The organism is Vallicoccus soli (assembly GCF_003594885.1).
GTDB lineage: Bacteria > Actinomycetota > Actinomycetes > Motilibacterales > Motilibacteraceae > Vallicoccus > Vallicoccus soli.
In genome coordinates this window covers 781,532-805,698 of record NZ_QZEZ01000001.1, presented here as the reverse complement: position 1 = coordinate 805,698, position 24,167 = coordinate 781,532, and the positions used below count along the sequence as shown (strand labels likewise).

Sequence of the window (24,167 nt, the reverse complement as noted above, 5' to 3'; positions counted from 1 at the left end):
CGGCCGGGCGCCCCCGGCCGGGCGCCCCCGGCCGGGCGGCGCGGGTCACCCGTCGGGCGGGTCGCCCGGGGCGGCGAGGTCGCCGAGCGCGGCCGCGACCTCGCCCGGGCCGGGGCGCCAGAGCGCCCGCGCCACGTCGACGCGCAGGCCGTCGGGCCGCAGCGGCGTCCCCTCCGCCCGCAGCAGGGGCAGGGCGCGCGCGGCCAGCGGCGGCGCGTGCGAGCCGTCGGCCCGGAGCACCCGCCACCACGGGACGCCGCCGCCCGCGCCGGCGAGCACCCGGCCCACCTGCCGCGGCCCGCCCTCGCCGAGCAGGGCGGCCAAGGCGCCGTACGGCAGCACCCGTCCGGGCGGCACCGCCTCGACGAGGCGCAGGACCCGCTCCTCGTACGCCGGCCCCGGGGACGCGGGCGCCCCGGCCCCCGGCGTGCGGGGACGGGGCGCCACGGCGTGCGGTCCGGCGGGTGCGGGCGGCGGCCTCAGTACGACGGCTGGGACGGGTCGACCTGGTTCACCCAGGCCACCACCCCGCCGCCGACGTGCACGGCGTCGGAGAACCCGGCGCCCTTGACGATCGCGAGCACCTCGGCCGAGCGCTGGCCCGACTTGCAGTGCAGCACGACCGGCTTGTCCTGCGGCAGCTGCCCGAGGGCGGTGCCGTTGAGGAAGTCGCCCTTCGGGATGAGCACCGAGCCCGGGATGCGGTTGATCTCGTACTCGTTCTGCTCGCGCACGTCGACGAGGACGAAGTCGCGCTCGCCGGCCTCGCGCTCGCGCAGCATGCCCTCGAGGTCGCGCACGGAGATCGTGGAGCCCGCGGCCGCGTCGGCGGCCTCGTCGCTGATCGCGCCGCAGAACGCCTCGTAGTCGATGAGCCCGGTGACCGTCGGGTTCTTGCCGCAGATGGCGCACTCCGGGTCCTTGCGGACCTTGACCTTGCGGTACTCCATCTCGAGCGCGTCGTACACCATGAGCCTGCCGACGAGCGGCTCGCCGATGCCGGTGAGCAGCTTGATGGCCTCGTTGACCTGGATGGAGCCGATCGAGGCGCAGAGCACGCCCAGCACGCCGCCCTCGGCGCACGAGGGGACCATGCCGGGCGGCGGGGGCTCGGGGTAGAGGCAGCGGTAGCAGGGGCCGTGCTCGGCCCAGAACACCGAGGCCTGCCCGTCGAAGCGGTAGATGGAGCCCCAGACGTACGGCTTGCCCATGAGCACGGCCGCGTCGTTGACCAGGTAGCGCGTGGCGAAGTTGTCGGTGCCGTCGACGATGAGGTCGTACGGCTCGAAGATGCGCATGACGTTCGTCGTGTCGAGCCGCTCCTCGTGGAGCACGACCTCGACGAGCGGGTTGACCTCGCGGATGGAGTCGCGGGCGGACTGCGCCTTGCTGCGCCCGACGTCGCTCTGGCCGTGGATGACCTGGCGCTGCAGGTTGGACTCGTCCACCTCGTCGAACTCGACGACGCCCAGGGTGCCCACGCCGGCGGCGGCGAGGTAGAGCAGCGCCGGGGAGCCGAGGCCGCCGGCGCCGATGACCAGCACCTTGGCGTTCTTCAGGCGCTTCTGACCGGCCATGCCGACGTCCGGGATGATCAGGTGGCGCGAGTAGCGCCGGACCTCGTCGACGGTGAGCTCGTCGGCGGGCTCGACGAGCGGGGGCAGGCCGGGCATCGGCGGTCCTCCAGGCAGTGGGCGTCCGGGCAGGGGGCGCCCGGCGGTGGGCGTCGGTCGACCGTGGACAACGGCGGGCCCGCTGAGGTGATTCCCCCGGCCCGTCGGGGCAGGTACGGGCGGCGGCGGACGGACCGCGCGCAGAGGGGAGCACCGTGGCGGAGAGCAGCGCGTCGGGGAGCAGCGGGCAGGGCGTGCCGGGCGTCGCGGACGCCGACCTCACCGGCGCCGCGCCGGAGGCGGACGCGCTCGAGCAGGCGGCGCCCGCCGTGCCGGGCGACGGCGACGGGGCCGGCGACGGGGCCGGCGACGGGGCCGGCGACGGGGCGCTGTCCACGGGGGCGGGCACCACCGGGGCCGTCGACCCGGCCGTGGAGGCCGAGCCGGCCGACGTGGCCGAGCAGCGGGCCGAGGTCGGCCAGGACGAGGAGGACTACCGCTGAGGGGGTCGCCGTAGGATCCCCGCACCGCGGGCACCGCCCCGAGCCTGCCCCAGCCCCGCCCGAAGCCCCGCCCGCCGACGAGGAGCGCCGTGACGAGCACCCCCGGGACCGACGCCGGGGTGCGCGCGCGGCTCTCGCGCCCCGAGCGGCGCGAGCAGCTGCTCCAGGCCGCGCAGGAGGTCTTCGTCGCGCAGGGCTACCACGCCGCCGCGATGGACGACATCGCCGAGCGCGCCGGGGTGAGCAAGCCGGTGCTCTACCAGCACTTCCCGGGCAAGCTCGAGCTCTACCTCGCGCTGCTCGACGTGCACATCGGCGCCCTCATGGGCGAGGTGCGCGCCGCGCTGTCCTCGACCACGGTGAACAAGCTGCGGGTGGCCGCGCTCATCGAGAGCTACTTCCGCTTCGTGCAGGACGAGGGCGCGGCGTTCCGGCTCGTCTTCGAGTCCGACCTCACCAACGAGCCCGCCGTGCGCGAGCGCCTCGAACGGGTCACCGAGCAGTGCGCCGAGGCCATCGCCGACGTGATCGAGGAGGACACGGGGCTCCCCCGGGAGGAGTCGATGCTCCTCGGGGTGGCCCAGGCCGGGATGGCCCAGGTGACGGCCCGCTACTGGGTGGCCGGGCAGGGCGGGCTGCCCCGCGCCGAGGCCGCGGAGCTCATCGCCCGGCTGGCCTGGCGGGGCATCCGCGGGTTCCCGCGCAGCGGCGAGCCCGGCTGAGCGCCGCGCCGGCCGAGGGCGGCGGCGCGCCGTTCGCCGCGGGCGTACGGCCCCGGCCCGCCTCCCGCCTGCCGCCGCGACGGGCCCGCCAGTAGCGTGGGCGCCAGGCCGGGCGCCGCACCGCGGGCCCCGGGCACCGAGCGAGGGAGAGGCACCAGTGGAGGTCAAGATCGGCGTGCAGAACGCCGCGCGCGAGGTCGTCCTCGAGAGCGCCGAGACCGCGCAGCAGGTCGCGGAGGCGGTGTCCGCCGCGCTCTCGTCCGGCACCGGGCTGATCGACCTCGTCGACGAGAAGGGCCGGCGCGTCCTCGTGCCCGTCGACAAGGTCGCGTACGTCGAGATCGGCGAGCCCGAGGCGCGCCGGGTGGGCTTCGGCGCGATGTGACCCGCGGCGCGGCGCTGCGCCGCCCGCGCTCGCGGGGCCGGTGCAGCGCTGCGCCGGCGGGCAGCGCTGCGCCGGCGGGCAGCGCTGCGCCGGCGGGCAGCGCTACGCCGACAGGCCGAGGGCGGCCATGCGGCGGGTGTGCGCCTCGGTGAGCCGCGCGAGCATCCGGCCCATCTCCGCCAGGTCCGCGCCCGGGCGCTCGGCGCCGCCGACGAGCAGGGTGGACAGCGCGTCCCGCTCGGCCGCGACGCGCTGGGCCTGGCCCAGCGCCTCCCCCACGAGCCGGCGCCCCCACAGGGCCAGGCGGCCGGCGACCCGCGGGTCCGCCGCGATCGCGGCGCGCACCCGGCCCACGACGAACTCCGCGTGCCCGGTGTCCGCGAGCACCCCGACGACGAGGGCCCGGGTGGCCGGGTCCACGTACGCCGTGATCTCGCGGTAGAAGTCGATGCCGATGCCGTCGCCCACGTAGGCCTTGACGAGCCCCTCGAGCCAGTCGCCCGGCGCGGTGCGCTCGTGGAACGCCTCGACCGGCGCGACGAAGGGCTCCATCGCCGCCGCGGGGTCGACGCCCATCGCCTCGAGCCGGTCCCGCAGGACCACGAAGTGGCCGTACTCCGCGACGGCCATGCCCGCCAGCGCGGCCTTGTCGGGCAGCGTGGGGGCCAGCGCGGCGTCGTCGGCGAGCCGCTCGAAGGCGACGAGCTCGGTGAGCGCGAGCAGCCCCAGGAGGTCGACGACCGCGGCGTGGTAGTCGGGGTCGCTCCAGCCCTCGGGGAAGGCCGGCTCGACCGCCTCCGGCACGCCCGCGGGCTCCCCGCCGGGGCCCCCGCCGCTCGTCCCGCCCGTGCCGCCCGCCGCGCCGATCTCGCTCACGGCGGCACCCTAGCCCCGGGCGGGTACCCTGGTGCCCGTACAGGATGCCCGGTCGGAGCCCCGATCGGCTCCACCGCACGCGGTGCGGCCCGCCGGAGCGGGGACTCCCCCCGGCGAGCGGCCCCCGCCCTCACCCCACGAGGCACCCCCTGAGCACCGACCTGAGCACCGGGACGAGCGACCAGATCGCGACCGTCACGCCCGAGACCTCCGCGACCGCCGCGGTGACGTCCTTCCGCGACCTCGGCGTCCTCGACGCCACCGCGGAGGCGCTGGAGGCCAAGGGCATCACCTCGCCCTTCCCCATCCAGGCCATGACGCTGCCCGTGGCCCTCGCCGGCAGCGACATCATCGGCCAGGCCAAGACCGGCACCGGCAAGACGCTGGGCTTCGGCATCCCCGTCGTGCAGCGCGTCGTCGCGCCGCGCGACCCCGACTTCGACGACCTCGCCGCCCCGGGCCGCCCGCAGGCGCTCGTCGTCGTCCCCACCCGCGAGCTGTGCGTCCAGGTGACCGGCGACCTCGAGCTCGCCGGCAGCCGCCGCGGCGTCCGCACGCTCGCCGTGTACGGCGGGCGGGCCTACGAGCCGCAGGTGGAGGCGCTCGAGAAGGGCGTCGAGGTCGTCGTGGGCACCCCGGGCCGCCTGCTCGACCTGGCCCAGCAGCGCAAGCTCGACCTCAGCCACGTCAAGGTCCTCGTCCTCGACGAGGCGGACGAGATGCTCGACCTGGGCTTCCTGCCGGACGTCGAGCGCCTCATCGGCCTCACGCCGCAGAACCGCCAGACGATGCTGTTCTCCGCGACGATGCCCGGCGCCGTCGTGAGCCTCGCGCGGCGCTACCTGCGCCAGCCGCTGCACATCCGCGCCAGCGAGCCGGACGACGCCGGCGCGACGGTGCGCAGCGTGCGCCAGCTCATCTACCGGGCGCACGCCATGGACAAGGTCGAGATGCTCGCGCGCCTCCTGCAGGGCGAGGGCCGCGGCCTCACCATCGTCTTCTGCCGCACCAAGCGCACCGCGGCGAAGGTGGCCGACGACCTGGTGGCGCGCGGGTTCGCCGCGGGCGCGGTGCACGGCGACCTCGGCCAGGGCGCCCGCGAGCAGGCGCTGCGGGCGTTCCGCAACGGCAAGGTCGACGTCCTCGTCGCCACCGACGTCGCCGCGCGCGGCATCGACGTGCAGGACGTGACGCACGTCGTGAACTTCCAGTGCCCCGAGGACGAGAAGACCTACCTGCACCGCATCGGCCGTACGGGCCGCGCGGGAGCGTCGGGCATCGCGGTCACCTTCGTCGACTGGGACGACATGCCGCGCTGGTCGCTCATCGACAAGGCGCTCGACCTCGGGCTGCCGACGCCGGAGGAGACGTACTCGACGTCGCCGCACCTCTACGCCGACCTCGACATCCCCGAGGGCGCGACCGGCGTGCTGCCGCGCGCGCAGCGCACCCGGGCCGGGCTCGAGGCCGAGGAGGTCGAGGACCTCGGCGAGACCGGCAAGTCCGCCGGCCGCCGCCAGCCGGCCCGCTCGGCCCCGCCGTCCCGCGACGACGCGCCGACCGACACCGAGGAGCGCGAGCGGCGCCCGCGGCGCAGCCGCACCCGCCGGCGCACCCGCGCGGGCGCGCCGGTCGAGGGCGAGGGCACGACGGCCGAGGGCGCGCCCGGGGCCGTCGGGACGACGGCGCCGGCGGGTGCCGACCCCGTCGCGGCGCGCGAGGCCGTCGACGCCGTCGACGCCCTCGATGCCCTCGACGCCCTCGACGCGACCGACGCCGACGCGGCCGCCGCGACCGACGCCGCCGGCGAGGGCGAGGCGCCCCGGCGCCGCCGCCGTCGCGGCGGGCGCGGCCGTGGCGGCGCCGCCGGCGGCGGCGCGAGCGGTCCCGGCGCCGAGGGCGCGGACGCCGCGGGCTCGGGCACGACCGCCTGAGCCGCCCGGCCCCGCCTCGCTAGCCTGGGCGGCGTGAGCACCCCCGCGTCCGTCGAGCTGCCCGAGCCCGTGCGCGCCGAGCGCCTGCCCGTTCCGGGCGGGTGGCGCGCCGGGCTCGTCGCGGACCCGGGCGCGGCACGCGGCACGGCGCTGCTCGTGCCGGGGTTCACCGGCAGCAAGGAGGACTTCGTCGCCGCGCTGCCCCTGCTCGCGGCCGAGGGCTGGCGGGCGGTCGCCGTCGACCAGCTCGGCCAGCACGAGTCGCCGCACGCGGACGAGCCGGGGGCCTACGCGCTCGACCGGCTCGCCGCGGACGTGCTCGCCCTCGTGGAGCACCTCGGCGGCCGGGTGCACCTGCTCGGGCACTCCTTCGGCGGGCTCGTCGCGCGCTCCGCGGCGCTCGCCGCGCCGGCGGGGGCGCTGGCCTCGCTCACCCTGCTGTGCAGCGGCCCCGGCCCGATCCCCGGGCAGCGCGCCCAGACGCTGCGCCTGCTCCTGCAGGCGCTGCCGGAGCACGACCTGCCGGTGATCCACGAGCAGGCGGTCGCGCTCGCCGCGGCGGCCGGGCTGCCGCAGCCGCCGCCGGCGGTCGCGGAGTTCCTGCGCCGCCGCTTCGTCGGCAACGACCCGGAGGGGCTGCGGGTGATGGGCGAGCAGCTGCTCGCCGAGCCCGACCGGGTCGACGCGCTCGCCGCCGCGCTCGGCGGCAGCCCCGTGCTCGTCGCGCACGGGCAGGCCGACGACGCCTGGCCCCACGCGCAGCAGGCCGAGATGGCCCGGCGCCTCGGTGCGCGCTACGAGGTGGTGCCGCGCAGCGCGCACTCCCCCGCGGTGGAGAACCCGGCCGCGACCGCCGCGCTGCTCTACGGCTTCTGGGGCTCGGCCGGCTGAGCCCCCGGCACGGCCCCGGCCTCAGGCCGACAGCCGGGCCCGCTCGTCGTGGGCCCACTGCCCGAGCAGCCCGCGGTAGTGCGCGACGAAGTGGTCGTGCTCGTGCGCGGGGAAGGTGGAGCGCACGGTGTCGACGAGCAGGGCGTCGAAGTCGGCGGACTCGACGTACTCGAGCACCATCGCGTCGACGTGCCGCAGCCGGCTGTCGCAGAAGTCCTGGTAGCGCTCGACCTCGAAGTGGGCGTCGGCGAGGGCGCGGTACTCCCGCAGCTTCTCCTCGTACGACAGGTCGTCGCGGTCGGCGACGGCGAACCACGGCGCCGTGTCCACGTGCAGGGCGGGGCGCCTGCCGGTGACCGTGCAGTAGACCGACCACTTGAGCAGGGCCCGCATCGCCCACGGGAAGTAGTAGTGCAGCGAGGTGATGGCGACGTCGGGGCAGGCGTTCGCGTAGTCGATGGGGTGCACGTCGCGGCCGCGCACCAGCGTCTCGCAGGAGTTGAACTCCCAGCGGAAGAAGGCGTTCACCGTACGGCCGATGGTCACCACCTCGTCGCCGGTGCCGGCCTCGAGGAAAGCGTGGTCCACCGAGTAGCGCGCGTGCATCGGCTGGTCCGGGTCGAACTTCATGACCGTCGTCTCCGCGCCGATGGACAGCGACCGGGCGAAGACGTCGTAGCCGGTGACCGCCTGCTGCAGGTGCATGAGCATCTCGCCGGACTCGTCGTACGCCCGGTGCAGGTCGTCGCGGTCGCGGACCATCGACACCCCGCGCCAGGCTCCGCCGTCGTACGGCTTCATGAACAGCGGGTAGCCCAGCCCGTCGGCCACGGCCTCGAGGTCGAAGGGGCGGTTGTAGCGCGCCGCCGTGTAGACGTACTTCTGGTGGTCGACCGGGTTCTTGTACGGCACCAGGACCGTCTCCGGCACCTTGAGCCCGAGCCGCATCATGGCGCAGTACGCCGCGTGCTTCTCCATGGCCTGGAAGGTGAACGGGCTGTTGAGCAGGTAGACGTCGTCCATGAGGGCGACCTTCTTCAGCCACTCCCGCGGCACGAAGTACCAGTAGGCCAGCCGGTCGATCACGAGGTCGTGCCGGGCGCCCTGGCGCAGCGAGAAGGGCTCGATGGTGACCCGCTCGGTCGCGTACGCGTGCTGCCCGCCCGAGCCGTCCGCCACCGTCCCGAGCCGGCGCACGAGCGCCTCGAAGGCGGTGGGCCAGTCGTCCTCGGTGCCGAGCAGCAGGCCCACGAGGTGCGTGACGTCGCTCACCCGCCGCACCCTAGCCCCGTCAGCAGAAGCGGGGCAGGTGGTGGGCCAGCTGGCGCGCCCACGAGGGCCAGTCGTGCGGGGTGTCGGGGCCCCAGACGTCGAGCTCGCAGCGGATCCCCCTGTCGGCGAGCAGGTGCGCGAGGTGCCGGGTCGAGGGCAGGGCCCGGGTCGGGTGCACCTCGAACGCGCCCTCGCCCACGACGAGGAGCACCGACAGGCGCTCCTGCAGCCACCGCAGGTGGTCCCCGTGCAGCTGGGGGACGTACGCCGAGGGGTCGTGCACGAACGCGGCGAACCCGCGCTCGCCCCAGCCGTGCCACGTCGACGGCTCGTAGTTGCCGGACAGGCCGATCGCCAGCGGCACCCGGTCGGCGTGGCGCAGGGCGAGGTTGACCGCGTGGAAGGCGCCGAGGCTGACCCCGACCGCCACGACCTCCTGCGGCCCGCCGCAGTCGGCGTCGATGCCGGGGAGCACGTGCCCGAGCAGCCAGCCCTCGTAGCCGTCGTGCCGGCGCGCCCGCTCCTCCGTGGGCACCGAGCGGTCGGACCAGGACGCGCCGTCGTCGCTGTCGACGCAGTAGAGCTTGCAGCGGCCCGCGTCGAGCAGCGGGCGCACGGCGTCGACGAGGCCGTGCGCCTCCCAGTCCCCCGCGCGCCCGTCCTCGGCGGGGAAGGCGAGCACGGGGCGGCCCCAGTGGCCGTACGCGCGCACCTCCCCGCTCACGGGGCGGCCCTCGCCACCCGGGCCACCAGCGCGCCCAGGTGCGGCTGCAGCGCGTCGCGCCAGGCGGTGTAGTTGTGCACGTCGGCGACCTCGACGAGCCGGGCGCCGTACCCCTGGCGGGCCAGCGCCTGCGCGACCGCGCGGTTGTTGGCGAGGTTCTCCTCCCGGCGCCCGCAGGTGAGGACCGTCGGCACCGGGCGGGGGGCCGTGCGCGCGGCGAGCACCTCCTCGACGAAGCGCGCGATGCGCCCGAAGCGCGCGAAGCCCGCCTCCTGGGGGTCCAGGCGCCGGTGGAAGAACGTCGCGGACTGCAGCAGCAGCGCGTCGGCGACGCCGGGGTGGCGGCGCTGGGCGTGCAGCCAGGCGAGGCCGCCGAGGCTCGCCCCGAGGCCGAGCACCCCCGTCACGGGCACCCGCGCGCGCAGCGCCGGCAGCACCTCCCCGGCGAGCAGGTCGGCGTAGGCGGGGTCGGCCGAGTAGCGCTCGTCGCGCGGGCCGGGGGCGAGCAGCGCGGCGCGCACCGGGCGCCCGAGCCCGGCGAGGCAGCGGGTGAGGGCGGCGAGGTCGTCGTACTCGGGCCCGTCGTGGGCGACGACCAGCGGGGCGGGGGCGTCCCCCGCGAGCCCGGCCGACGCCCACAGCTGCCCGTCGACGCCCCCGGCGGCGAGGGGCTCGCGGGTCCCCTCCGGCGCGTCGACGCCGAGCCAGGGCGGGGGCGCGTACCCGGGCAGCTCGAGGACGGAGTGGTCGCCGAAGGCGCCGCCGACGCGACGCGGGTTCGCGGGGTCGAGCAGGTGCTCGGTCCCGCCGTCGGGGCCGGTGGCGACGAAGAGGTACTCGACCCGGTCGACGTCCGCGGGCAGGTCGAGGGCGAGCTCCCACCCGCCGTCGGCCGGGGCCAGGTCGAGCCGGCTCCCGGGCAGGCCGACCTCCTGCCAGAGGCGCACCGACCGCCAGCGGCCCTCGGGGTCGGCGAGCCGCAGGTGCGCCGTGCGCCCGGCGACGCGGGGCTCCGCCGGGCGGCTGCTGCTCACCCGCCCGACAGTAGCCGCCCCGGCGCGCGCCCCGGTCCGGGCGGTGCGACGCTGGGCGGGTGGGCGCGGAGCGGGACGGTACGGGCGACCCGGGGCTCTTCGGGCCCGGGTCGGTGACCTGGCGGGTCCACGGCGACCCGCTCGCCGGCATCGGCGGCCTGCGCGCCCTGCTGCTGCAGTCGCTGCACCCGGTCGCCATGGCCGGCGTCGCCCAGAACTCCTCGTTCCGGTCCGACCCCTGGGGCCGGCTGCAGCGCACGGCCGAGTACGTCGGCACGGTCTCCTTCGGCACCACCGAGGACGCGCGCCGCGCGGCGGCCGCCGTGCGGCGCGTCCACCGCGCCGTCGCCGGCACCGACCCGACGACCGGGCGCGACTACCGCGCGAGCGACGCGGACCTCCTGCTGTGGGTGCACTGCTGCCTGGTCGACTCGCTGCTGTCCACGGTCCGCCGCGGCGGCGGGGTGGGCGGCGCCGACGCCGACGCGTACGTGGCCGAGCAGGTGCGCCTCGCCCGGCTCGTCGGGGTGCGCGGGGTGCCCGTGCCGGCGAGCAGCGCCGACCTCGCCGACTACTTCCGGGACGTGCGACCGCAGCTGGCGGCGACCCCGGAGGCCCGGGAGGCGGCGCGCTTCGTCCTCCTGCCGCCCATGCCGACCCTCGTGCAGGTGGCCACGCCGGCGCGCCCCGCATGGGCGGGCGTGGCCGGCCTCGCGTTCTCCGCGCTGCCGGGCTGGGCGCGGCGGATGTTCCGCCTGCCCGGCCTGCCGACGACCGACCTGGCCACGACGGCGGGGCTGCGCGCGCTGCGGTTGTCGCTGCTCGCGCTCCCGGCGGCGCTGCGGGAGGGCCCGCACCTGACGCAGGCCCGCCGCCGCCTCGCGTGAGGCGGCGACGGGCCCGGCACCCCGGACAGGGTCGCGGACGCCGTCGGGCGTCGGCTCAGTAGACGCTCACGCCGTAGCGGCTGAGCACCTCGGTGACCGGCTGGAAGTACGTCGTGCCCCCGCGCCGGCAGTCGCCGCTGCCGCCGGAGGTGAGCCCCAGGGCGGTGTTCCCCGCGAAGAGCGCGCCGCCGCTGTCGCCGGGCTCGGCGCAGACCGTGGTGCGGATGAGCCCGCGGACGCTGCCCTCGGCGTAGTTCACCGTCGCGTTGAGGGCCTGCACCGTGCCGCTGTGGAGGCCGGTGGTGCTGCCGCTGCGGTAGACGGTCTGCCCGACGACGGGCGTGCCCGCACCGGTGATGTCGCGGGTGCTGCCGTTGTAGAGGGAGACCGAGCCGGGCGCGGTGGGCTGGCCGGCCGCGTAGCGCACGATGCCGTAGTCGTCGCCGGGGAAGCTCGTGCCGGTGCGGCTGCCCAGGACGGCGGTCTGCGCCGAGTTCGCGTACCAGGTGCTGCCCAGGTCCGTGCAGTGCCCGGCGGTGACGAACGAGTACGTCGAGCCGCTGCGCACGTTGAAGCCGAGGGAGCAGCGCCCGCCACCGCCGTAGACCGCCTCGCCGCCGGCGAGCGTGGTGCTCAGCGTGCCGGGGGTGCGCTCGAGCACCGCCGCGCCCCGCAGGGCGCGCACGGCGGCGGTCACCGTCGCCAGGTCGGCGCCCCGCACGCTCTCGTCGGCGGTGACGACGACGCGGTTGGTGCGCGGGTCCACCGCCCACGAGGTGCCCGGGACGGCGGCCGTCCGGTCCAGGTGGCGCTGGGCGCCGGCGAGCTGCGCTGCGCTGCGCGCCACGAGCCGGGCCGTCCCGCCCGCGGCGCGGACCCGGGCCGCGGCGGCGCGGTCGGTGACGGCGACGACGACGCGGCCGTCCTCGAGCCAGCTGCCCGCGGCGCTGGCCCCGGCGCCGGCCTCGAGGGCGCCGGCCGCCGCGGCCGCGCGGGTGGCGGCGAGCTCGGCCGGGGCCGCGGCCTGCGCCGCGGGGGCGGCGGCGCGGGGGGCGGCGGGGCCCGCGGGGGTGGCGGCGGCCGTCGTGGCGGTGGTGACCGTCCCGACGGCGCCCGCGGCGGCCATGCCGCAGGCCGCGGCGAGGAGGGTGGCGCGGCGGCCCAGGGTGGACGAGCGCATCTGCGGCTCCAAGGGTGAGTGGGAGTTCCCCGTGAGGGCCGCAGTCTCACCAGCCCGTCGCGCCCGGGTCAATACCTTCTGTGAGGGTACGGTCGCAAAGAGTTGGTGATGTGGTGTTGACCCGGTCTTGCCCGCTCCGACCCTCCCCCTGGCCCGCCGGCGCGCGTACGCTCCCCCGCCCCGGGCCCGCCGCCCTCAGTGCCCGCGGGCGACCCAGGCGTCGTAGTCGGGCGCCTCGGCGCCGATGGTCGTCTCGTCGCCGTGCCCGGTCAGCACCCGCGTGTGGTTCGGCAGGACGAGCAGCTTCTCCTTGATCGACGCGAGGATCGTCGGGAAGTCCGAGTGCGAGCGCCCCGTCGCCCCGGGCCCGCCCTGGAACAGGGTGTCGCCGGTGAAGACGACCTCGAGGTCCGGGACGTGCAGCGAGACCGCCCCGGGCGAGTGGCCGGGCGTGTGCAGCACGTCGAGGCGCACGCCGGCGACGTCGAACCAGCCGCCCTCGGCCATCTCGATGTCCGGGACGTCGTCGGGGTGCACCTGCTCCCAGAACATCCCGTCCGCCGGGTGCAGCGCGATCTCCGAGCCCGTCGCCTCCGCGACCTCCACGGCGGCGCCGATGTGGTCGTTGTGCCCGTGGGTGCAGACCACCGCCAGCACGTCCCGCTCGCCGACGGCGGCGAGGATCGCCTGCGCGTCGTGCGCGGCGTCGACGACCACGACCTCCTCGTCGTCGCCGACGATCCACACGTTGTTCTCGACGTCGAAGTCCTCGCCGTCGATCGAGAAGACCCCGCTCGTCACGACCCGCTCGATGCGCGCCATCAGCCCTGCCCCTCCATGACCACGACCGAGCGGAGCACGTCGCCGCTCTCCATCCGGTGGAACGCCTCCTCGACGTCGCCGATCCCGACCTCCTCGGTGACGAAGCCGTCCAGCGGCAGCCTGCCCTGCAGGTAGAGGTCGACGAGCATCGGGAAGTCCCGGGACGGCAGGCAGTCGCCGTACCAGGAGGACTTCAGGGCGCCGCCGCGGCCGAACACGTCGAGCAGCGGCAGGGTGAGCTCCATCTGCGGCGTGGGCACCCCCACGAGCACCACGGTGCCGGCGAGGTCGCGGGCGTAGAACGCCTGGCGGTACGTCTCCGGCCGCCCGACCGCCTCGATGACGACGTCGGCGCCGAAGCCCCCGGTGAGGCCCTGCACCGCCTCGACGACGTCCTGCTCGCGCGCGTCGACCGTGTGGGTGGCGCCGAAGCCCCGGGCCCGCTCCAGCTTCCGCTCGTCGACGTCGACCGCGACGATCGTGGACGCGCCCGCGAGGCGCGCCCCGGCGATCGCCGCGTCGCCCACGCCGCCGCACCCGATGACCGCCACCGAGTCCCCGCGCGTCACCCCGCCGGTGTTGATCGCCGCACCGATGCCGGCCATGACGCCGCAGCCCAGCAGGCCGGCGACCGCCGGCCGCGCGCGCTCGTCGACCTTCGTGCACTGCCCGGCGGCCACGAGCGTGAGGTCGGCGAAGGCGCCGATGCCCAGCGCCGGCGCCAGCGGCGTGCCGTCCTCGAGCGTCATGCGCTGGGTGGCGTTGTGCGTGGCGAAGCAGTACCAGGGGCGCCCCCGCAGGCAGGCGCGGCAGTGGCCGCAGACGGCGCGCCAGTTGAGCACCACGTAGTCGCCGACGGCGAGGTCCGCGACGTCCGGCCCGACGGACTCCACGACGCCCGCGGCCTCGTGGCCCAGCAGGAACGGGAAGTCGTCGTTGATGCCGCCCTCGCGGTAGTGCAGGTCCGTGTGGCACACCCCGCACGCCTGCACCCGCACCCGGGCCTCGCCCGGACCCGGCTCGGGCACGAGCACCGTCTCGAGCGAGACCGGCTGCCCCTTGCCCCGCGCCACCACCCCGCGCACCCGCGCTGCTGCCACCTGCGTGCCTCCTCGTCACTCGCTGCCCCTCGCTGCCGGGGGGCCAGCCTGGCACAGGGCGCGCCGCGCAGGGCCCGGGGCGCGGGGCTCAGCGGAGCACGAGGAGGGACACGGCACCTGCGCCGGCCCGCCACGTCCGCTCGACCTCGTACGCCCCCCGCAGCAGCCGGGCCGTCTCGGGCTCGAGCGCGGCGAGGGGGTCGCGGCAGTCCCGGCGGCACCCGGCCCAGACGCGCGGGGGCAGCGGGTCGGGGAAGCAGGTGGCGGGGTCGCACTCCACCGCGTCCAGCTCGCCGGCCTCGACCGCGCCCTCGCGCACGAGCACGTCCTCGGGCCAGGCCCCCGGGGGCAGGTAGGCCTGCAGCCCCTGGCGCATGCGCGCCCCGCGGGCGGTCGGGACGACGACGGCGTCGCCCTCGCGCACTCGCTCGGCCAGGACCGCGGCGAGGGCCGGGAAGTCCGGCTGCCCGCTGCGGACCGGGCCGCGCAGGTCCACCTGGTCGGGCAGCGCCAGCAGCGCCAGGGCGGCGAGGGCCAGGGCGCCCTCCCGGCGCCCCGCCCGGGCCAGCGCGGCGCCGACCAGCAGCGCCCAGGCGGGCAGGGTCACGAGGGCGTAGCGGTCGCGCCAGAGCGGCGTCACCTGGGACAGCAGGAGCAGCAGGAGCGGCGGCAGCGCCGCCGCCGCCAGCAGGGCCGGCCCGCGGACGTCCCGGCGCAGGGCGCTCAGCGCCGCCAGGACGAGCACCGCGCCGCCGACGGTCGAGGCGCCGAAGAGCCCGGCCGGCAGGTCCGCGACGTCCTGCCAGCCGGGGGGCTCGAGGCCGCCGACGACGCCGCTCTGCCGGGACCCCACGTAGGCGAGGGGCAGCAGGAGGAGCAGCGCGCTCCCGGTCGCCGCCGCCCACGCGCGCCGGGCCGGGGGTTCGGCGGTGGCGCCCCGGCGCGCGGCGAGGACCAGCGCGGCGTGCCCGGCGAGCAGCAGCAGCGCGGTCAGCTGCAGGCACCCGAGGACCAGCACCGAGGCGGCGTACGCGAGCGCGCGGCCCCGCGACGCCCGCTCGAGGAGGCGCAGGAGCAGCAGCGTCGCGAGGGCTCCCGCGGCCATGGTCAGGCCGTACGCCCGCGCCTCCTGCCCGTACTGCGCCACGGCGGGGAGCACGGCGAGGACGAGCCCGGCGAGGAGGCCGGCCCGGCGCCCCGCCAGCCGGGCACCGACCTGCGCCGTGAGGCCCGCCGCGGCCGCGACCCCGAGCGCGGACGGCAGCCGCAGGGCGGCCGGCGAGAGGCCCGCCACCCACGACCACGCCTGCACCAGCGCGTAGTAGGCGGCGACGACACCGTCGCGGTGGCTCGCCAGCAGGACGAGGTCCGGCAGCGAGCGGTCGACCGCCGAACGCGTCGCCAGCTCGTCCTGCCACAGGGCGCGCTCGCCGATGCCGGGCAGCACCAGCACGAGCACCAGCGCGACGGGCGGCAGCCACGGCGAGCGCAGCGCGGCCCGGAGGTCCCCCATGCCCGCGGGACCCTAGCGCCCGGGCCGGGCGCCCGGGCTCAGTCCGCGCTGCGCACGCGCGAGGCCGTCGGGCCGCGGTCGCCCTCGGCGCGGCCGAAGCGCACCCGCTGGCCCTCGGCGAGCGCCGCCGGGCCGTCGTCGCCCTCGACCTGCGACACGTGGACGAACACGTCGTCGCCCCCGTCGTCGGGGGTGATGAAGCCGAAGCCCTTGCCGGCGTCGAACCACTGCACGGTGCCCTCGACCTCGCCGCCGGCGCCGCCGCCGGACCCGCCGCGGGCCGGGGCCGGGCGCTGCTGGCGCCCGCGCGCGGGGCGCGCCGCGGCGCTCGGGCGCGGCGGCGGGAGCAGGTCGACGTCGAGCGCCTGCGGCCCGCGCGGGCCCTCGACGAGCTCGAGCTCGACCCGGTCCCCCTCCTGCAGCCCTTCGCCGCGCAGCCCGCGGACCTCCTTGGCGTGCACGAAGACGTCGTCGACCTGGATGAAGCCGAAGCCGCGGTCGGCGTCGTACCGGACGACCGTGCCGGTGACGACCGGTCCGCGCGGCCCCTCGGCCGGGGCCGGCGCGCCGCCGAGCGGGCGCACGTCCTCGGCCACCGGGCCGCCGCGCGGGCCGGTCGAGGAGCCGTACTCGACCCGCTGGCCCTCCTCGAGGGTGCGGAACCCCCCGTCCTCGACGATCGCCGAGAAGTGCACGAAGACGTCGCCGCCGCCCTCGTCGGGCTCGATGAACCCGTAGCCCTTGCCCGCGTCGAACCACCGGACCGTGCCCTGCGCCACTGCTGACCCCTCGCTGCTCGCGTACGTCCCGCTCCCCTGCCCGTCCCGGCCGCGCGCTACCCCGTCGCGAACTCCCGGACGGCGTCCGCGACGAGCTGGACGGCGATCGCCGAGAGCAGCAGGCCGGAGATGCGCGTGATGAGCAGGACGCCGGAGTCCTTGATGACCCGGATGATGCCGACGCTGAAGCGCATCGTCAGCCAGAGGATCCCGTGCACCGCGAGCACCCCGGCGCTCAGCGAGACCGCGTCGCCCCAGCCGTCGACCTGCTGCACGAACACCATCGTCGCGACGATGGCGCCCGGCCCGGCGAGCAGCGGCGTGCCGAGCGGCACGAGCGCCACGTTGGTGCCGGTCGTCGCGGTCGGCTCGTCGGCCTTGCCGGTGAGCAGCTCGAGGGCGACGAGGAGCAGGAGCAGGCCGCCGGCGCACTTCAGCGCGGGCAGCGAGATGTGCAGGTACGACAGGATCGTCTGCCCGAACAGCGCGAACAGGACGATGACGAGCAGCGCCACCGAGGCGGCCTGGCCGGCGATGCGCTTGCGCACCCGGGCGGACCGCCCGCTGGTGAGGCTGAGGAAGAGGGGGATGGTCCCCGGCGGGTCCATGATCACGAACAGGGTCAGGAACGACTCGCCGAAGAGCCGGGTGTCGAACCAGCTCACGCGGCGGCCCCCGCCGTGAGCGGGCGGACCGCGCCGGTCGCGCGGTCGAGCAGGGCCTCGTACGCCTCCGGGGGCGTGGTCTCCTCGCCGATCCGGTTGCGCTTGCCGGTGCCGTGGTAGTCGCTCGACCCCGTCGTGAGCAGCCCGAGGTCGGCCGCGAGCCCGCGCAGGTGCGCGCGCTCGGCCGGCTCGTGGTCGCGGTGGTCGACCTCGAGCCCGGCCAGGCCCTCGCGCGCCATCGCGGCGACGGCGGCGTCGTCCACCGTGCGCCCGCGGCGCCCGGCCCGCGGGTGCGCGAGCACCGGGACCCCGCCCGCGGCGACGACGAGGCGCACGGCCTCGAGCGCCGGCAGCGTGGCGTGGCGGACGAAGTGCGGGCTGCGCGTGCTGAGCGGCCCGGCGAAGGCCTCGTCGCGGTCGCGCACCGCGCCGGCGTCCACGAGCGCGTCGGCGAGGTGCGGGCGCCCGACCGTGCCCCCGGCGGCGCGGGCGAGCACGGCCTCCCAGGTCACGGGCAGCCCGGCGGCGGCGAGGCTCTCGACCATGGCGCGGGCCCGGGGGACGCGGTCCTCGCGCACCCGCGCGACGGCGGCCGCGAGGGCCGGGTGCGCCGGGTCGGCGAGGTACGCGAGCAGGTGCAGGCTGGTGCCCTCGTGCTCGCAGGAGAGCTCCATCCCGGGCACGAGGACCAGCGGGCGCGCCAGGGCGTCGAGCGCGGCCGCGGCGGCGGCCCAGCCGGACGTGGTGTCGTGGTCGGTGAGCGCGACGACGTCGAGCCCCGCGGCGGCCGCGGCGGCGACGACCCCGGCCGGGGCGTCGGTGCCGTCGCTGGCCCGGCTGTGGGTGTGGAGGTCGATGCGCACGAGCGGCCAGCGTAACGGCCGCTCCCCCGCCGGGACCCCTACTCCGGCTGCAGCCGGGGTGTGAGGGCGCCCACGGGCACCAGCGCCAGCTCGGGCACGACGTCGCGCGCGTCGGCGAGCTCGAGGTCCTCGAGCAGCATGGCGCCGCACGGCTCGGGCCAGAGCACGAGCCACAGCCAGCAGCCGCGGGCCTCGCCCACGAAGGCGGCCCGGTCCGCCGGCGCGGGCAGGCACCACAGCGCGGTCTCGTGCCCGGCGGCCTGCAGCCGGGCGGCCGGCGGGGCCGACGGCGCCTCGCCCGGGTCGGGGCCGGGCAGCCCGGCGTACCGCGCCCCGAGCCCGACACCGGGCTCCTCGGCGACGAGGACGAGCTCGCCCATCCCGCCGAGCGGCGCCGGGCCGGAGCAGGCCAGGGCCACCGCGCGCGGGCCGGTGCGGTCGTCCCCGGCGTGCGCGACGCCCGTGACGAGCCAGCCGCGCGGCAGCGGCCACGGCAGCCAGGCGGGGACCCGCGCCTCCTTGGCGACGAGCGCGAGCACGTCGGGCGAGGGCTGGACGAGCGGCTGCAGGGGCGCGACCTCCCCGTGCACGGGGCAGGTCCAGGCGCTGGACCACAGCCCCGGGGGGTGCGCCGCCTCGCTGCAGCGCGGGCAGGTGGGCGTGCCCTTCATCCCCCCGACGGTCCTCCCCCGCCGCGCGCCCGTCAATAGGCTGCCGTCACCCAGCGCGACGGCGCGGGGCCGTACGAGCACGAGGGGTGGCCGTGGGCGAGCGCGCCGTGCCCTGCGTGGGAGCGGTCGTGCGCGACGCCTCCGGCGCCCTGCTGCTCGTCCGCCGCGGCCGTCCGCCCCAGGCCGGGCGGTGGTCGGTGCCCGGCGGGCGGGTGGAGCCCGGGGAGGACGACGCGGCCGCCGTGCGCCGGGAGGTCCGCGAGGAGACCGGGCTGGAGGTGGTGGTGGGGCCGCTGCTCGGCGCCGTGCGGGTGCCGGGCCCCGGCGGGGCCGTGTACGACGTCCGCGACCACGCCTGCACCCTCGCCGGCGGCGCGCTGCGCGCCGGGGACGACGCCGCCGAGGCCCGCTTCGTGCCCGTGGCCGACCTCCCGGGGCTCGACCTCGTCGACGGCCTGCTCGGGCACCTCACCGCCTGGGGCGCCCTCGACCCGTGACCGCGGTGCCCTCAGCCGTCGCCCCACCGCACGGGGACCCCGTGGGGCGCGGCCGTCCCGAGCACCGCGTCGTCCCCGTCCGGCCAGGTGCGCAGCCGCACGACGAAGCGCCCGCCCTCGGGCTCGAGCGCGAGGTGGGCGACGGGCGAGGCGGGCGAGGCCGCGCCGCCGAGCGCCTCCAGCGCGGCGTCGAGGGCGTCGCGCTCCGCCGGGGGGAGGTACTGGCGCACGACCGAGTGGTGCACGACGGTCCACGCGCCCTCGGCCGGGCGCAGCGCCGACACCGCTGCCGCGGCGCCCGAGCGCTCGAGCCGCGCGGGGGCCCGGCGGGCGAGCTCGAGGGCGCCCCGCAGGCGGGCCAGCCGCTCGGCCATGTCCGGCCAGACGTACGCGGTCAGCCGCAGCCGCCCCTGCGTCGTCGCGGGGTCGACCGGGGCCACGTCCGAGCCGCGGCGCTCGACGACCCGCACGCCCGCCCGCGGCACGGGACCGCGCCACGCGCCGGGGAGGGCGACCGGCGACGCCCGCGGCCCCTCCCAGCCGTCGTCGCCCTGCACCCGGACGAGGTCGGGTCGCAGGTTCAGCCCCGCGCTGGACCCCACCTCGACGAGGCGCACCGGCAGCGGCGCGCGGGCGGCGAGGTGGCGCAGCCCCCCGAGCAGGGGCGCGCTGCGCCCGACCTCGTTGGTCTGCGGGGCCGAGGCGAGCCCGGCCCGCACGGCGGGCAGGCGCTGCGCCACGACGTCGCGGAACGCGCCCCACACCTGCTCCGGCGGGCCCGGGGTGCCGCCCACCGACGGGTAGTGCAGGGCGAGCGCCGGGGCCTCGCGCGCGAGGACGAGCCGGTGCACCGTGCCGGCGAGGCGCAGCGCCAGCGCGTCGTCGTCGGGGTCGCCCTCGTGGTCGGCGAGCGCCTCGGCGACCGGGCCGCCCGCGTCGACGTCGTCCGCGGCCCGCGCGAGCAGCGCGGCGTAGAGCGGCGAGCCGAGGTCGGCGCACCACCCGGCCTGGCGCCGCACGTGCGCGGCGACCGCAGCCGCCCCCGCCGGCGCCACGGGTCAGCGCCCCGCGGCCAGCAGTTCGCGCGCCCGCGCCACGTGCGGGGCCTCGACGAGCACGTCGTAGTGCTGCGGCACCACCTGGCTGCGCGCGACGAAGTCGCGGCGCCCGCCGCTCAGGGCGTGCGCCGCGACGCCGGCGAGGGCGCCGAACGCCGCGCCGACGAGCAGGCCCCACAGCAGCAGGAGCACGGCGGCCGTGCCGGAGGTGGCGAACAGCGCCAGCAGCACCCCCACGAGCAGGCCGACCCAGGCGCCGCTCGCCGCGCCCATGAGCGCGGCGCGGCCGCGGTCGAGGCGGCCGTACACCTGCTCGACGAGGCGCAGGTCGGTGCCGACGATCTGCACCGCCTCGACGGGGAAGCCGCGGTCGGCCAGCAGGTCGACGGCCTCCTGCGCGGTGGCGTACGAGGTCGTGCGCGCGACGCTCTCGCGCGCTGCCGTGCCGGTCATCGCGGCCTCCTGGTGCGGTCCGGGCCCTCGCGGGCGGGGGTGGTGCGCCGAGCGGGGTCGCTCGGCCCCCATCCTCCGACACGCCGCGGGGGGTTGACTGGCCGGGCGCGCGGCGTACCGTCGGAGACGTCGGACCCACCCCCAGGGGAAGGAGCGACGTTTGGAGAGGCGCACGCAGACCCCGGTCCGGGAGCACGCTCCCTGACAGCCACGGGGACCACAGCACGGCGGGTGGCGCGCCCCTGACCGCGTCGCAGTCGACCCCGTCCCGCAGCGCGAGCGCGGGGCCGGGCACCGGGCGCATGCGGCGAGTGCCGCGACGACGCTCCCCACCCGCTCCCGCCGAGGGCCGGCACCCGCGAGGGTCCCGGCCCTCGTGCACGTCCGCGGGCCGCGCCGCGGAGGCTTAGCGCCGGCGCCTGCGGGGACAGGACGGTCGGTCGCGGAGGGTCCGCGGCGCGATCGGAGGTGCCCTCGTGGCGAGCAGGAAGTTGACCGAGGAGGCCCGCGGGTCCGACCGCGACGACCTCCAGGTCAGGCGGTCCGAGCCCGGCGCGGCGTACGGCGCCCCCGACCCCGACGACCCGCGCAAGCCGGACTCGCCGACCGACCTGACGGGGTCGTCCTGGAAGGGCGTCCTCAAGCGCACGGTCAAGGAGTTCAACGAGGACCAGTGCACCGACTCGGCGGCGGCGTTGACGTACTACGCGCTGCTCGCCCTCTTCCCCGCGCTCATCGCCATGGTGTCGCTCATCGGGCTGGTGTCCGACCCGCAGCGCGCGGTGGACAACCTGCTGCAGATCGTCTCCGACCTCGGTGGGCAGAGCGGCGTCGAGGCGCTCGAGGGCCCGATCAGCAACGTGGTCACCAACGCGGCCGGCGCGGGCATCGGCTTCGGCCTGCTCGGCGCGATCTGGTCGGCGTCGGGGTACGTCGGCGCGTTCTCGCGCGCGATGAACCGGATCTACGAGGTCGAGGAGGGGCGCCCGTTCTGGAAGATGCGCCCGCTGCAGCTGCTCATCACCGTGGTCGGCCTCGTCGTCGTCGCCGCGGTCGCCATCGCGCTCGTCGCCACCGGCCCGGTCGCGCAGTCCATCGGCGACGTCATCGGGCTCGGCGACACCGCGGTGACGGTGTGGAACTGGGCCAAGTGGCCGGTGCTCGTCGTCGTGGTGGCGCTGCTCATCGCGGGCCTCTACTACGCGACGCCGAACGTGCGCCAGCCCAAGTTCCACTGGATCAGCATGGGCTCGTTCATCGCGCTGCTCGTGTGGGTCGTCGCCTCGCTGGGCTTCGGGTTCTACGTCGCGAACTTCTCCAGCTACGGCGCGACGTACGGGAGCCTCGCCGGCGTCGTCATCTTCCTGCTGTGGCTCTGGATCACGAACCTCGCCCTGCTCTTCGGCGCGGAGTTCGACGCCGAGACCGAGCGCGGGCGCCAGCTGCAGGCCGGCATCCCGGGCGCGGAGGACCAGATCCAGCTGCCGCCGCGCGACACGAAGAAGATCGACCACCACTGAGGGCGGTGCCGCCCTCGCAGGGCGCGGGCGGCGACCGCCCCCGGTAGCCTCGCCCCCGTCGGGACCCGTCCCGGCGGGGGCGCGGTGCGTCCGCGCCCCGCCACCCCGTCGCCACCGACCCTGGAGGGACCACCGTGCCGAGGACCGCCGTCGCCGCAGGGGCGCTGCTCGTCGTCGTGGGCGTGGTCGCCTACGCGGCGTCCGGCCCGGGGGCGAGCCCGACGGCGCTCATCCCCGCGCTGCTGGGCCTGCTCATCGCCGGGGCCGGCGCCGTCGGCCTGCGCGGCGGCACCGCGCGCAAGCACGCGATGCACGCCGCGGCCGCGGTGGGCCTGCTCGGCGTGCTCGGCACCGTCGGCCAGCTCGTGGCGCGCCCGGCCGCGGGCTCGGACGACGCGGGCATCGCGACCGCCGCCGGCTGGGCGACGCTCGTGGTCTGCGCGGCCTTCGTCGCGCTGGCCGTGCGCTCCTTCGTCGCCGCCCGCCGGGCGTAGCCGGCGCACCCGCGGCGTTCAGGCCGGGCGGCCCGCTGCCGATCCTGCCCGTGAGGGCCCGTCGGGGGCCCGCCGGGAGGGGGTGCCGTGCCGCAGCTGCCGCTGTTCGCCCTGTACGTCGTCTCGGCCCTCGTCTCCGTCGCCGTCGCCGGGCTCGCCTGGCAGCGGCGCCGCGCCACCCCGGCGGCGCCGGCCCTCGCGGCCACGATGGCGAGCCTGGCCTGGTGGTCGGCCTGCTGGTCGCTGGCGCACCTGCCGCTCCCGCTCGAGGTGCAGTCGCGGGCCACCGAGGTCGGCTTCGTCGGCGTCGTGGGCACGGTCGCGAGCGCGTTCTGCATGTGCCGCTCGGTGGCGGACCGCGGCTGGCGGCCCGGGCGGCGCACGTACGCCCTCCTCGCGGTCGAGCCCGCCCTCGCGCTCTCGGCCGTGGCCACGAACGACCTGCACCGCCTCTTCGTGCGCCAGTGGCACGAGGGCGACCCGGCCGAGCTGCACACCTGGCTGGGCCCGCTGTTCCTCGCCCACACCGCGTACAGCTACTCCGTCCTCGCGGTGGGGCTGGTCCTCCTCGCCCGCTCGTGGCTGCAGGCGCCGGGCGTGCAGCGGCGCCAGGTGAGCAGCCTGCTCGTCGCCTCGGTCGTGCCCATCGTCGGCAACGCGGCGTCCCTCGTCGCCTCGCACGACGGCCGCAGCGCCGACCACACCCCGCTGTTCTTCACGGTCACCGGCGTCGTCGCCTGGTGGGCCCTGACCCGCCAGGGGCTCATGCAGCTCGTCCCGGTGGCGCGGGGGCAGGTCGTGGAGACGATGTCGGACGCCGTGCTCGTCGTCGACGCGCAGGGGCTGGTGCTCGACCTCAACCCCGCGGGCCGGGCGATGCTGCGGACCCTGCGCCCGCACGGCCCCGTCGACGTGGTGGGCCTGCCCGCCGCCGAGGTCGTCTCCCCCGCCGTCATGGCGCCGGTCGCCGGGCGCGAGCGCCGCGAGCTGCTCGAGCCGCGGCCCGGCCTGCACCTGGACCTGCGCATCTCGCTGCTGCTCGACGGGCGGGGGGCCGAGGCGGGGCGCGTCGTCGTGACCCGCGACGTCAGCGAGGAGCACGCCCGCCACGCCGAGCTCGCCGAGGCCCACCGGCGCCTGCGCGAGCAGCTCGAGGTCATCGAGGGGCTGCGCGCCGAGCTCGCCGAGGAGGTCGAGCGCGACAGCCTGACCGGCCTGCACAACCGGCGGCACCTCGAGCGCGCCCTCGACGCGGCCCTCGAGGGCGGCGGGCCCGTCGCGGTCCTCGTCGTCGACGTCGACCACTTCAAGGCCGTCAACGACACCCACGGGCACCCGGCCGGCGACGCCGTCCTGCGCGGCCTGGCGCAGGACCTCGTCGAGGGCGCCCGCGCCGGCGACACCGTCGCCCGCTGGGGCGGCGAGGAGTTCGTCCTCGTGCTGCCCGGTGCCGCGGCCGCGCAGGCGGTGCGCCGCGGGGAGCGCCTGCGCCGCCAGTGCGCCCGGCGCGTCCACGTCCTCGGCGGCACCCCCGTCCGCGTCACCGCCTCCGTCGGCGTCGCCGCCTCCCCCGGCGCCGGCGCCACCGCCGCGGCCCTGCTCGACGCCGCCGACCGCGCCCTCTACGCCGCCAAGGCCGGCGGGCGGGACCGGGTCGTCGACGCGGCCGCGCTCGTCGCCGCGTGACGGGGACCGGTCTCGATGAGTCGGC

26 protein-coding genes are annotated in these 24,167 nt (G+C 77.6%); 10 read left to right on the top strand and 16 right to left on the bottom strand.

Translation table 11 applies throughout. The annotated features are described in order from the left end of the window. Positions 1 to 45: 45 nt before the first annotated feature. Positions 46 to 447 carry an MGMT family protein gene (locus D5H78_RS03815; protein WP_119948997.1) on the bottom strand — a complete coding sequence of 134 codons (402 nt, stop codon included), beginning with the start codon at positions 445 to 447 and terminating at the stop codon, positions 46 to 48. A gap of 32 nt (positions 448 to 479) precedes the next feature. Next, positions 480 to 1,673, bottom strand: a complete 1,194-nt coding sequence (moeZ, locus tag D5H78_RS03810; protein ID WP_119948996.1) for an adenylyltransferase/sulfurtransferase MoeZ — start codon at positions 1,671 to 1,673, stop codon at positions 480 to 482. A 155-nt stretch (positions 1,674 to 1,828) separates the two neighbouring features. On the opposite strand from moeZ, the gene D5H78_RS03805 reads away from it, so the two are divergent. The 3 genes from D5H78_RS03805 (at position 1,829) to D5H78_RS03795 (ending at position 3,223) form a co-directional block, all read left to right on the top strand. Further along, positions 1,829 to 2,116 carry a hypothetical protein gene (locus D5H78_RS03805; RefSeq protein ID WP_119948995.1) on the top strand — a complete coding sequence of 96 codons (288 nt, stop codon included), beginning with the start codon at positions 1,829 to 1,831 and terminating at the stop codon, positions 2,114 to 2,116. A gap of 89 nt (positions 2,117 to 2,205) precedes the next feature. Next, positions 2,206 to 2,838 (top strand): TetR/AcrR family transcriptional regulator, encoded by a 633-nt coding sequence (locus tag D5H78_RS03800; RefSeq protein ID WP_119948994.1) that lies wholly within the window; start codon positions 2,206 to 2,208, stop codon positions 2,836 to 2,838. A gap of 157 nt (positions 2,839 to 2,995) precedes the next feature. Next, entirely contained in the window at positions 2,996 to 3,223 is a 228-nt protein-coding gene (locus D5H78_RS03795; RefSeq protein ID WP_119948993.1) for a DUF3107 domain-containing protein, read from the top strand. A 102-nt stretch (positions 3,224 to 3,325) separates the two neighbouring features. Here D5H78_RS03795 and D5H78_RS03790 read toward each other — a convergent pair whose 3' ends face one another. Next, on the bottom strand, positions 3,326 to 4,027 hold the full coding sequence (locus tag D5H78_RS03790; RefSeq protein ID WP_165865614.1) for a ferritin-like fold-containing protein: 702 nt from the start codon (positions 4,025 to 4,027) through the stop codon (positions 3,326 to 3,328). 296 nt (positions 4,028 to 4,323) lie between these two features. Here D5H78_RS03790 and D5H78_RS03785 point away from each other — a divergent pair, with 296 nt between their 5' ends. After that, a complete protein-coding gene (locus D5H78_RS03785; RefSeq protein WP_218566192.1) occupies positions 4,324 to 6,033 on the top strand; it encodes a DEAD/DEAH box helicase in 1,710 nt (569 codons plus the stop codon). 33 nt (positions 6,034 to 6,066) lie between these two features. After that, positions 6,067 to 6,924: an alpha/beta fold hydrolase gene (locus tag D5H78_RS03780; RefSeq protein ID WP_119948991.1), complete on the top strand. Its 858-nt coding sequence runs from the start codon at positions 6,067 to 6,069 to the stop codon at positions 6,922 to 6,924. Between the two features lie 21 nt (positions 6,925 to 6,945). Here D5H78_RS03780 and D5H78_RS03775 read toward each other — a convergent pair whose 3' ends face one another. Genes D5H78_RS03775 through D5H78_RS19685 form a run of 3 tightly spaced genes read right to left on the bottom strand, consistent with a single transcriptional unit; the run spans position 6,946 to position 9,954 of the window. Further along, on the bottom strand, positions 6,946 to 8,196 hold the full coding sequence (locus D5H78_RS03775; protein ID WP_119948990.1) for an ATP-grasp domain-containing protein: 1,251 nt from the start codon (positions 8,194 to 8,196) through the stop codon (positions 6,946 to 6,948). Positions 8,197 to 8,215: 19 nt separating this feature from the next. Then, a complete protein-coding gene (locus D5H78_RS19690; RefSeq protein WP_218566191.1) occupies positions 8,216 to 8,920 on the bottom strand; it encodes an alpha/beta hydrolase-fold protein in 705 nt (234 codons plus the stop codon). Further along, positions 8,917 to 9,954 carry an alpha/beta hydrolase gene (locus D5H78_RS19685; protein WP_119948989.1) on the bottom strand — a complete coding sequence of 346 codons (1,038 nt, stop codon included), beginning with the start codon at positions 9,952 to 9,954 and terminating at the stop codon, positions 8,917 to 8,919. The genes D5H78_RS19690 and D5H78_RS19685 overlap by 4 nt, the downstream gene beginning before the upstream one ends. Positions 9,955 to 10,013: 59 nt before the next feature. Between D5H78_RS19685 and D5H78_RS03760 the strand changes: the two genes are divergently transcribed. Beyond that, complete coding sequence (locus D5H78_RS03760; protein ID WP_119948988.1) at positions 10,014 to 10,841, top strand: oxygenase MpaB family protein; 828 nt, start codon at positions 10,014 to 10,016, stop codon at positions 10,839 to 10,841. A 55-nt stretch (positions 10,842 to 10,896) separates the two neighbouring features. Here D5H78_RS03760 and D5H78_RS03755 read toward each other — a convergent pair whose 3' ends face one another. The 8 genes from D5H78_RS03755 to D5H78_RS03715 all read right to left on the bottom strand — a co-directional run bounded on the left by D5H78_RS03755 (position 10,897) and on the right by D5H78_RS03715 (position 18,434). Then, entirely contained in the window at positions 10,897 to 11,967 is a 1,071-nt protein-coding gene (locus D5H78_RS03755) for a S1 family peptidase (RefSeq protein ID WP_425472911.1), read from the bottom strand. Positions 11,968 to 12,216: 249 nt separating this feature from the next. Continuing rightward, a complete protein-coding gene (locus tag D5H78_RS03750) occupies positions 12,217 to 12,846 on the bottom strand; it encodes an MBL fold metallo-hydrolase (protein ID WP_119949345.1) in 630 nt (209 codons plus the stop codon). Then, positions 12,843 to 13,943, bottom strand: a complete 1,101-nt coding sequence (locus D5H78_RS03745) for an S-(hydroxymethyl)mycothiol dehydrogenase (RefSeq protein ID WP_119948986.1) — start codon at positions 13,941 to 13,943, stop codon at positions 12,843 to 12,845. Before D5H78_RS03745 ends, D5H78_RS03750 begins: the two co-directional genes overlap by 4 nt. Positions 13,944 to 14,031: 88 nt before the next feature. Beyond that, positions 14,032 to 15,456, bottom strand: coding sequence for a glycosyltransferase family 39 protein (locus tag D5H78_RS03740; protein ID WP_119948985.1), 1,425 nt, complete (start codon positions 15,454 to 15,456; stop codon positions 14,032 to 14,034). A gap of 38 nt (positions 15,457 to 15,494) precedes the next feature. After that, a complete protein-coding gene (locus D5H78_RS20420; RefSeq protein ID WP_165865582.1) occupies positions 15,495 to 16,235 on the bottom strand; it encodes a cold-shock protein in 741 nt (246 codons plus the stop codon). Positions 16,236 to 16,291: 56 nt separating this feature from the next. Then, a complete protein-coding gene (locus D5H78_RS03725; protein ID WP_119948984.1) occupies positions 16,292 to 16,900 on the bottom strand; it encodes a MarC family protein in 609 nt (202 codons plus the stop codon). After that, positions 16,897 to 17,763 (bottom strand): PHP domain-containing protein, encoded by an 867-nt coding sequence (locus tag D5H78_RS03720; protein WP_119948983.1) that lies wholly within the window; start codon positions 17,761 to 17,763, stop codon positions 16,897 to 16,899. The genes D5H78_RS03725 and D5H78_RS03720 overlap by 4 nt, the downstream gene beginning before the upstream one ends. 38 nt (positions 17,764 to 17,801) lie before the next feature. After that, the gene (locus tag D5H78_RS03715) at positions 17,802 to 18,434 is read right to left on the bottom strand and encodes a DUF6758 family protein (RefSeq protein WP_119948982.1); all 633 of its coding nucleotides are present in this window, start codon (positions 18,432 to 18,434) and stop codon (positions 17,802 to 17,804) included. A gap of 92 nt (positions 18,435 to 18,526) precedes the next feature. Here D5H78_RS03715 and D5H78_RS03710 point away from each other — a divergent pair, with 92 nt between their 5' ends. Beyond that, positions 18,527 to 18,931 (top strand): NUDIX hydrolase, encoded by a 405-nt coding sequence (locus D5H78_RS03710; protein WP_218566190.1) that lies wholly within the window; start codon positions 18,527 to 18,529, stop codon positions 18,929 to 18,931. 11 nt (positions 18,932 to 18,942) lie between these two features. On the opposite strand, the gene D5H78_RS03705 is transcribed toward D5H78_RS03710, so the two are convergent. Further along, positions 18,943 to 19,986 carry a DUF2332 domain-containing protein gene (locus D5H78_RS03705; RefSeq protein WP_119948981.1) on the bottom strand — a complete coding sequence of 348 codons (1,044 nt, stop codon included), beginning with the start codon at positions 19,984 to 19,986 and terminating at the stop codon, positions 18,943 to 18,945. Between the two features lie 3 nt (positions 19,987 to 19,989). Continuing rightward, a complete protein-coding gene (locus D5H78_RS03700) occupies positions 19,990 to 20,442 on the bottom strand; it encodes a YflT domain-containing protein (protein WP_119948980.1) in 453 nt (150 codons plus the stop codon). Positions 20,443 to 20,918: 476 nt separating this feature from the next. On the opposite strand from D5H78_RS03700, the gene D5H78_RS03695 reads away from it, so the two are divergent. From D5H78_RS03695 to D5H78_RS03685, 3 genes are all read left to right on the top strand, one after another. Further along, positions 20,919 to 21,962 carry a YihY/virulence factor BrkB family protein gene (locus D5H78_RS03695; RefSeq protein ID WP_165865581.1) on the top strand — a complete coding sequence of 348 codons (1,044 nt, stop codon included), beginning with the start codon at positions 20,919 to 20,921 and terminating at the stop codon, positions 21,960 to 21,962. A 134-nt stretch (positions 21,963 to 22,096) separates the two neighbouring features. After that, on the top strand, positions 22,097 to 22,456 hold the full coding sequence (locus tag D5H78_RS03690) for a hypothetical protein (protein ID WP_119948978.1): 360 nt from the start codon (positions 22,097 to 22,099) through the stop codon (positions 22,454 to 22,456). 87 nt (positions 22,457 to 22,543) lie between these two features. Beyond that, entirely contained in the window at positions 22,544 to 24,142 is a 1,599-nt protein-coding gene (locus D5H78_RS03685; RefSeq protein ID WP_119948977.1) for a histidine kinase N-terminal 7TM domain-containing diguanylate cyclase, read from the top strand. Positions 24,143 to 24,167 lie beyond the last annotated feature (25 nt).

Coding starts and splice junctions, on each gene's coding strand:
- moeZ (WP_119948996.1), bottom strand. CDS start 1,673: ATGCCCGGCCTGCCCCCGCTCGTCGAGCCCGCCGACGAGCTCACCGTC.
- D5H78_RS03755 (WP_425472911.1), bottom strand. CDS start 11,967: ATGGCCGCCGCGGGCGCCGTCGGGACGGTCACCACCGCCACGACGGCC.
- D5H78_RS03740 (WP_119948985.1), bottom strand. CDS start 15,456: ATGGGGGACCTCCGGGCCGCGCTGCGCTCGCCGTGGCTGCCGCCCGTC.
- D5H78_RS03715 (WP_119948982.1), bottom strand. CDS start 18,434: ATGAAGGGCACGCCCACCTGCCCGCGCTGCAGCGAGGCGGCGCACCCC.
- D5H78_RS03700 (WP_119948980.1), bottom strand. CDS start 20,442: ATGACCGGCACGGCAGCGCGCGAGAGCGTCGCGCGCACGACCTCGTAC.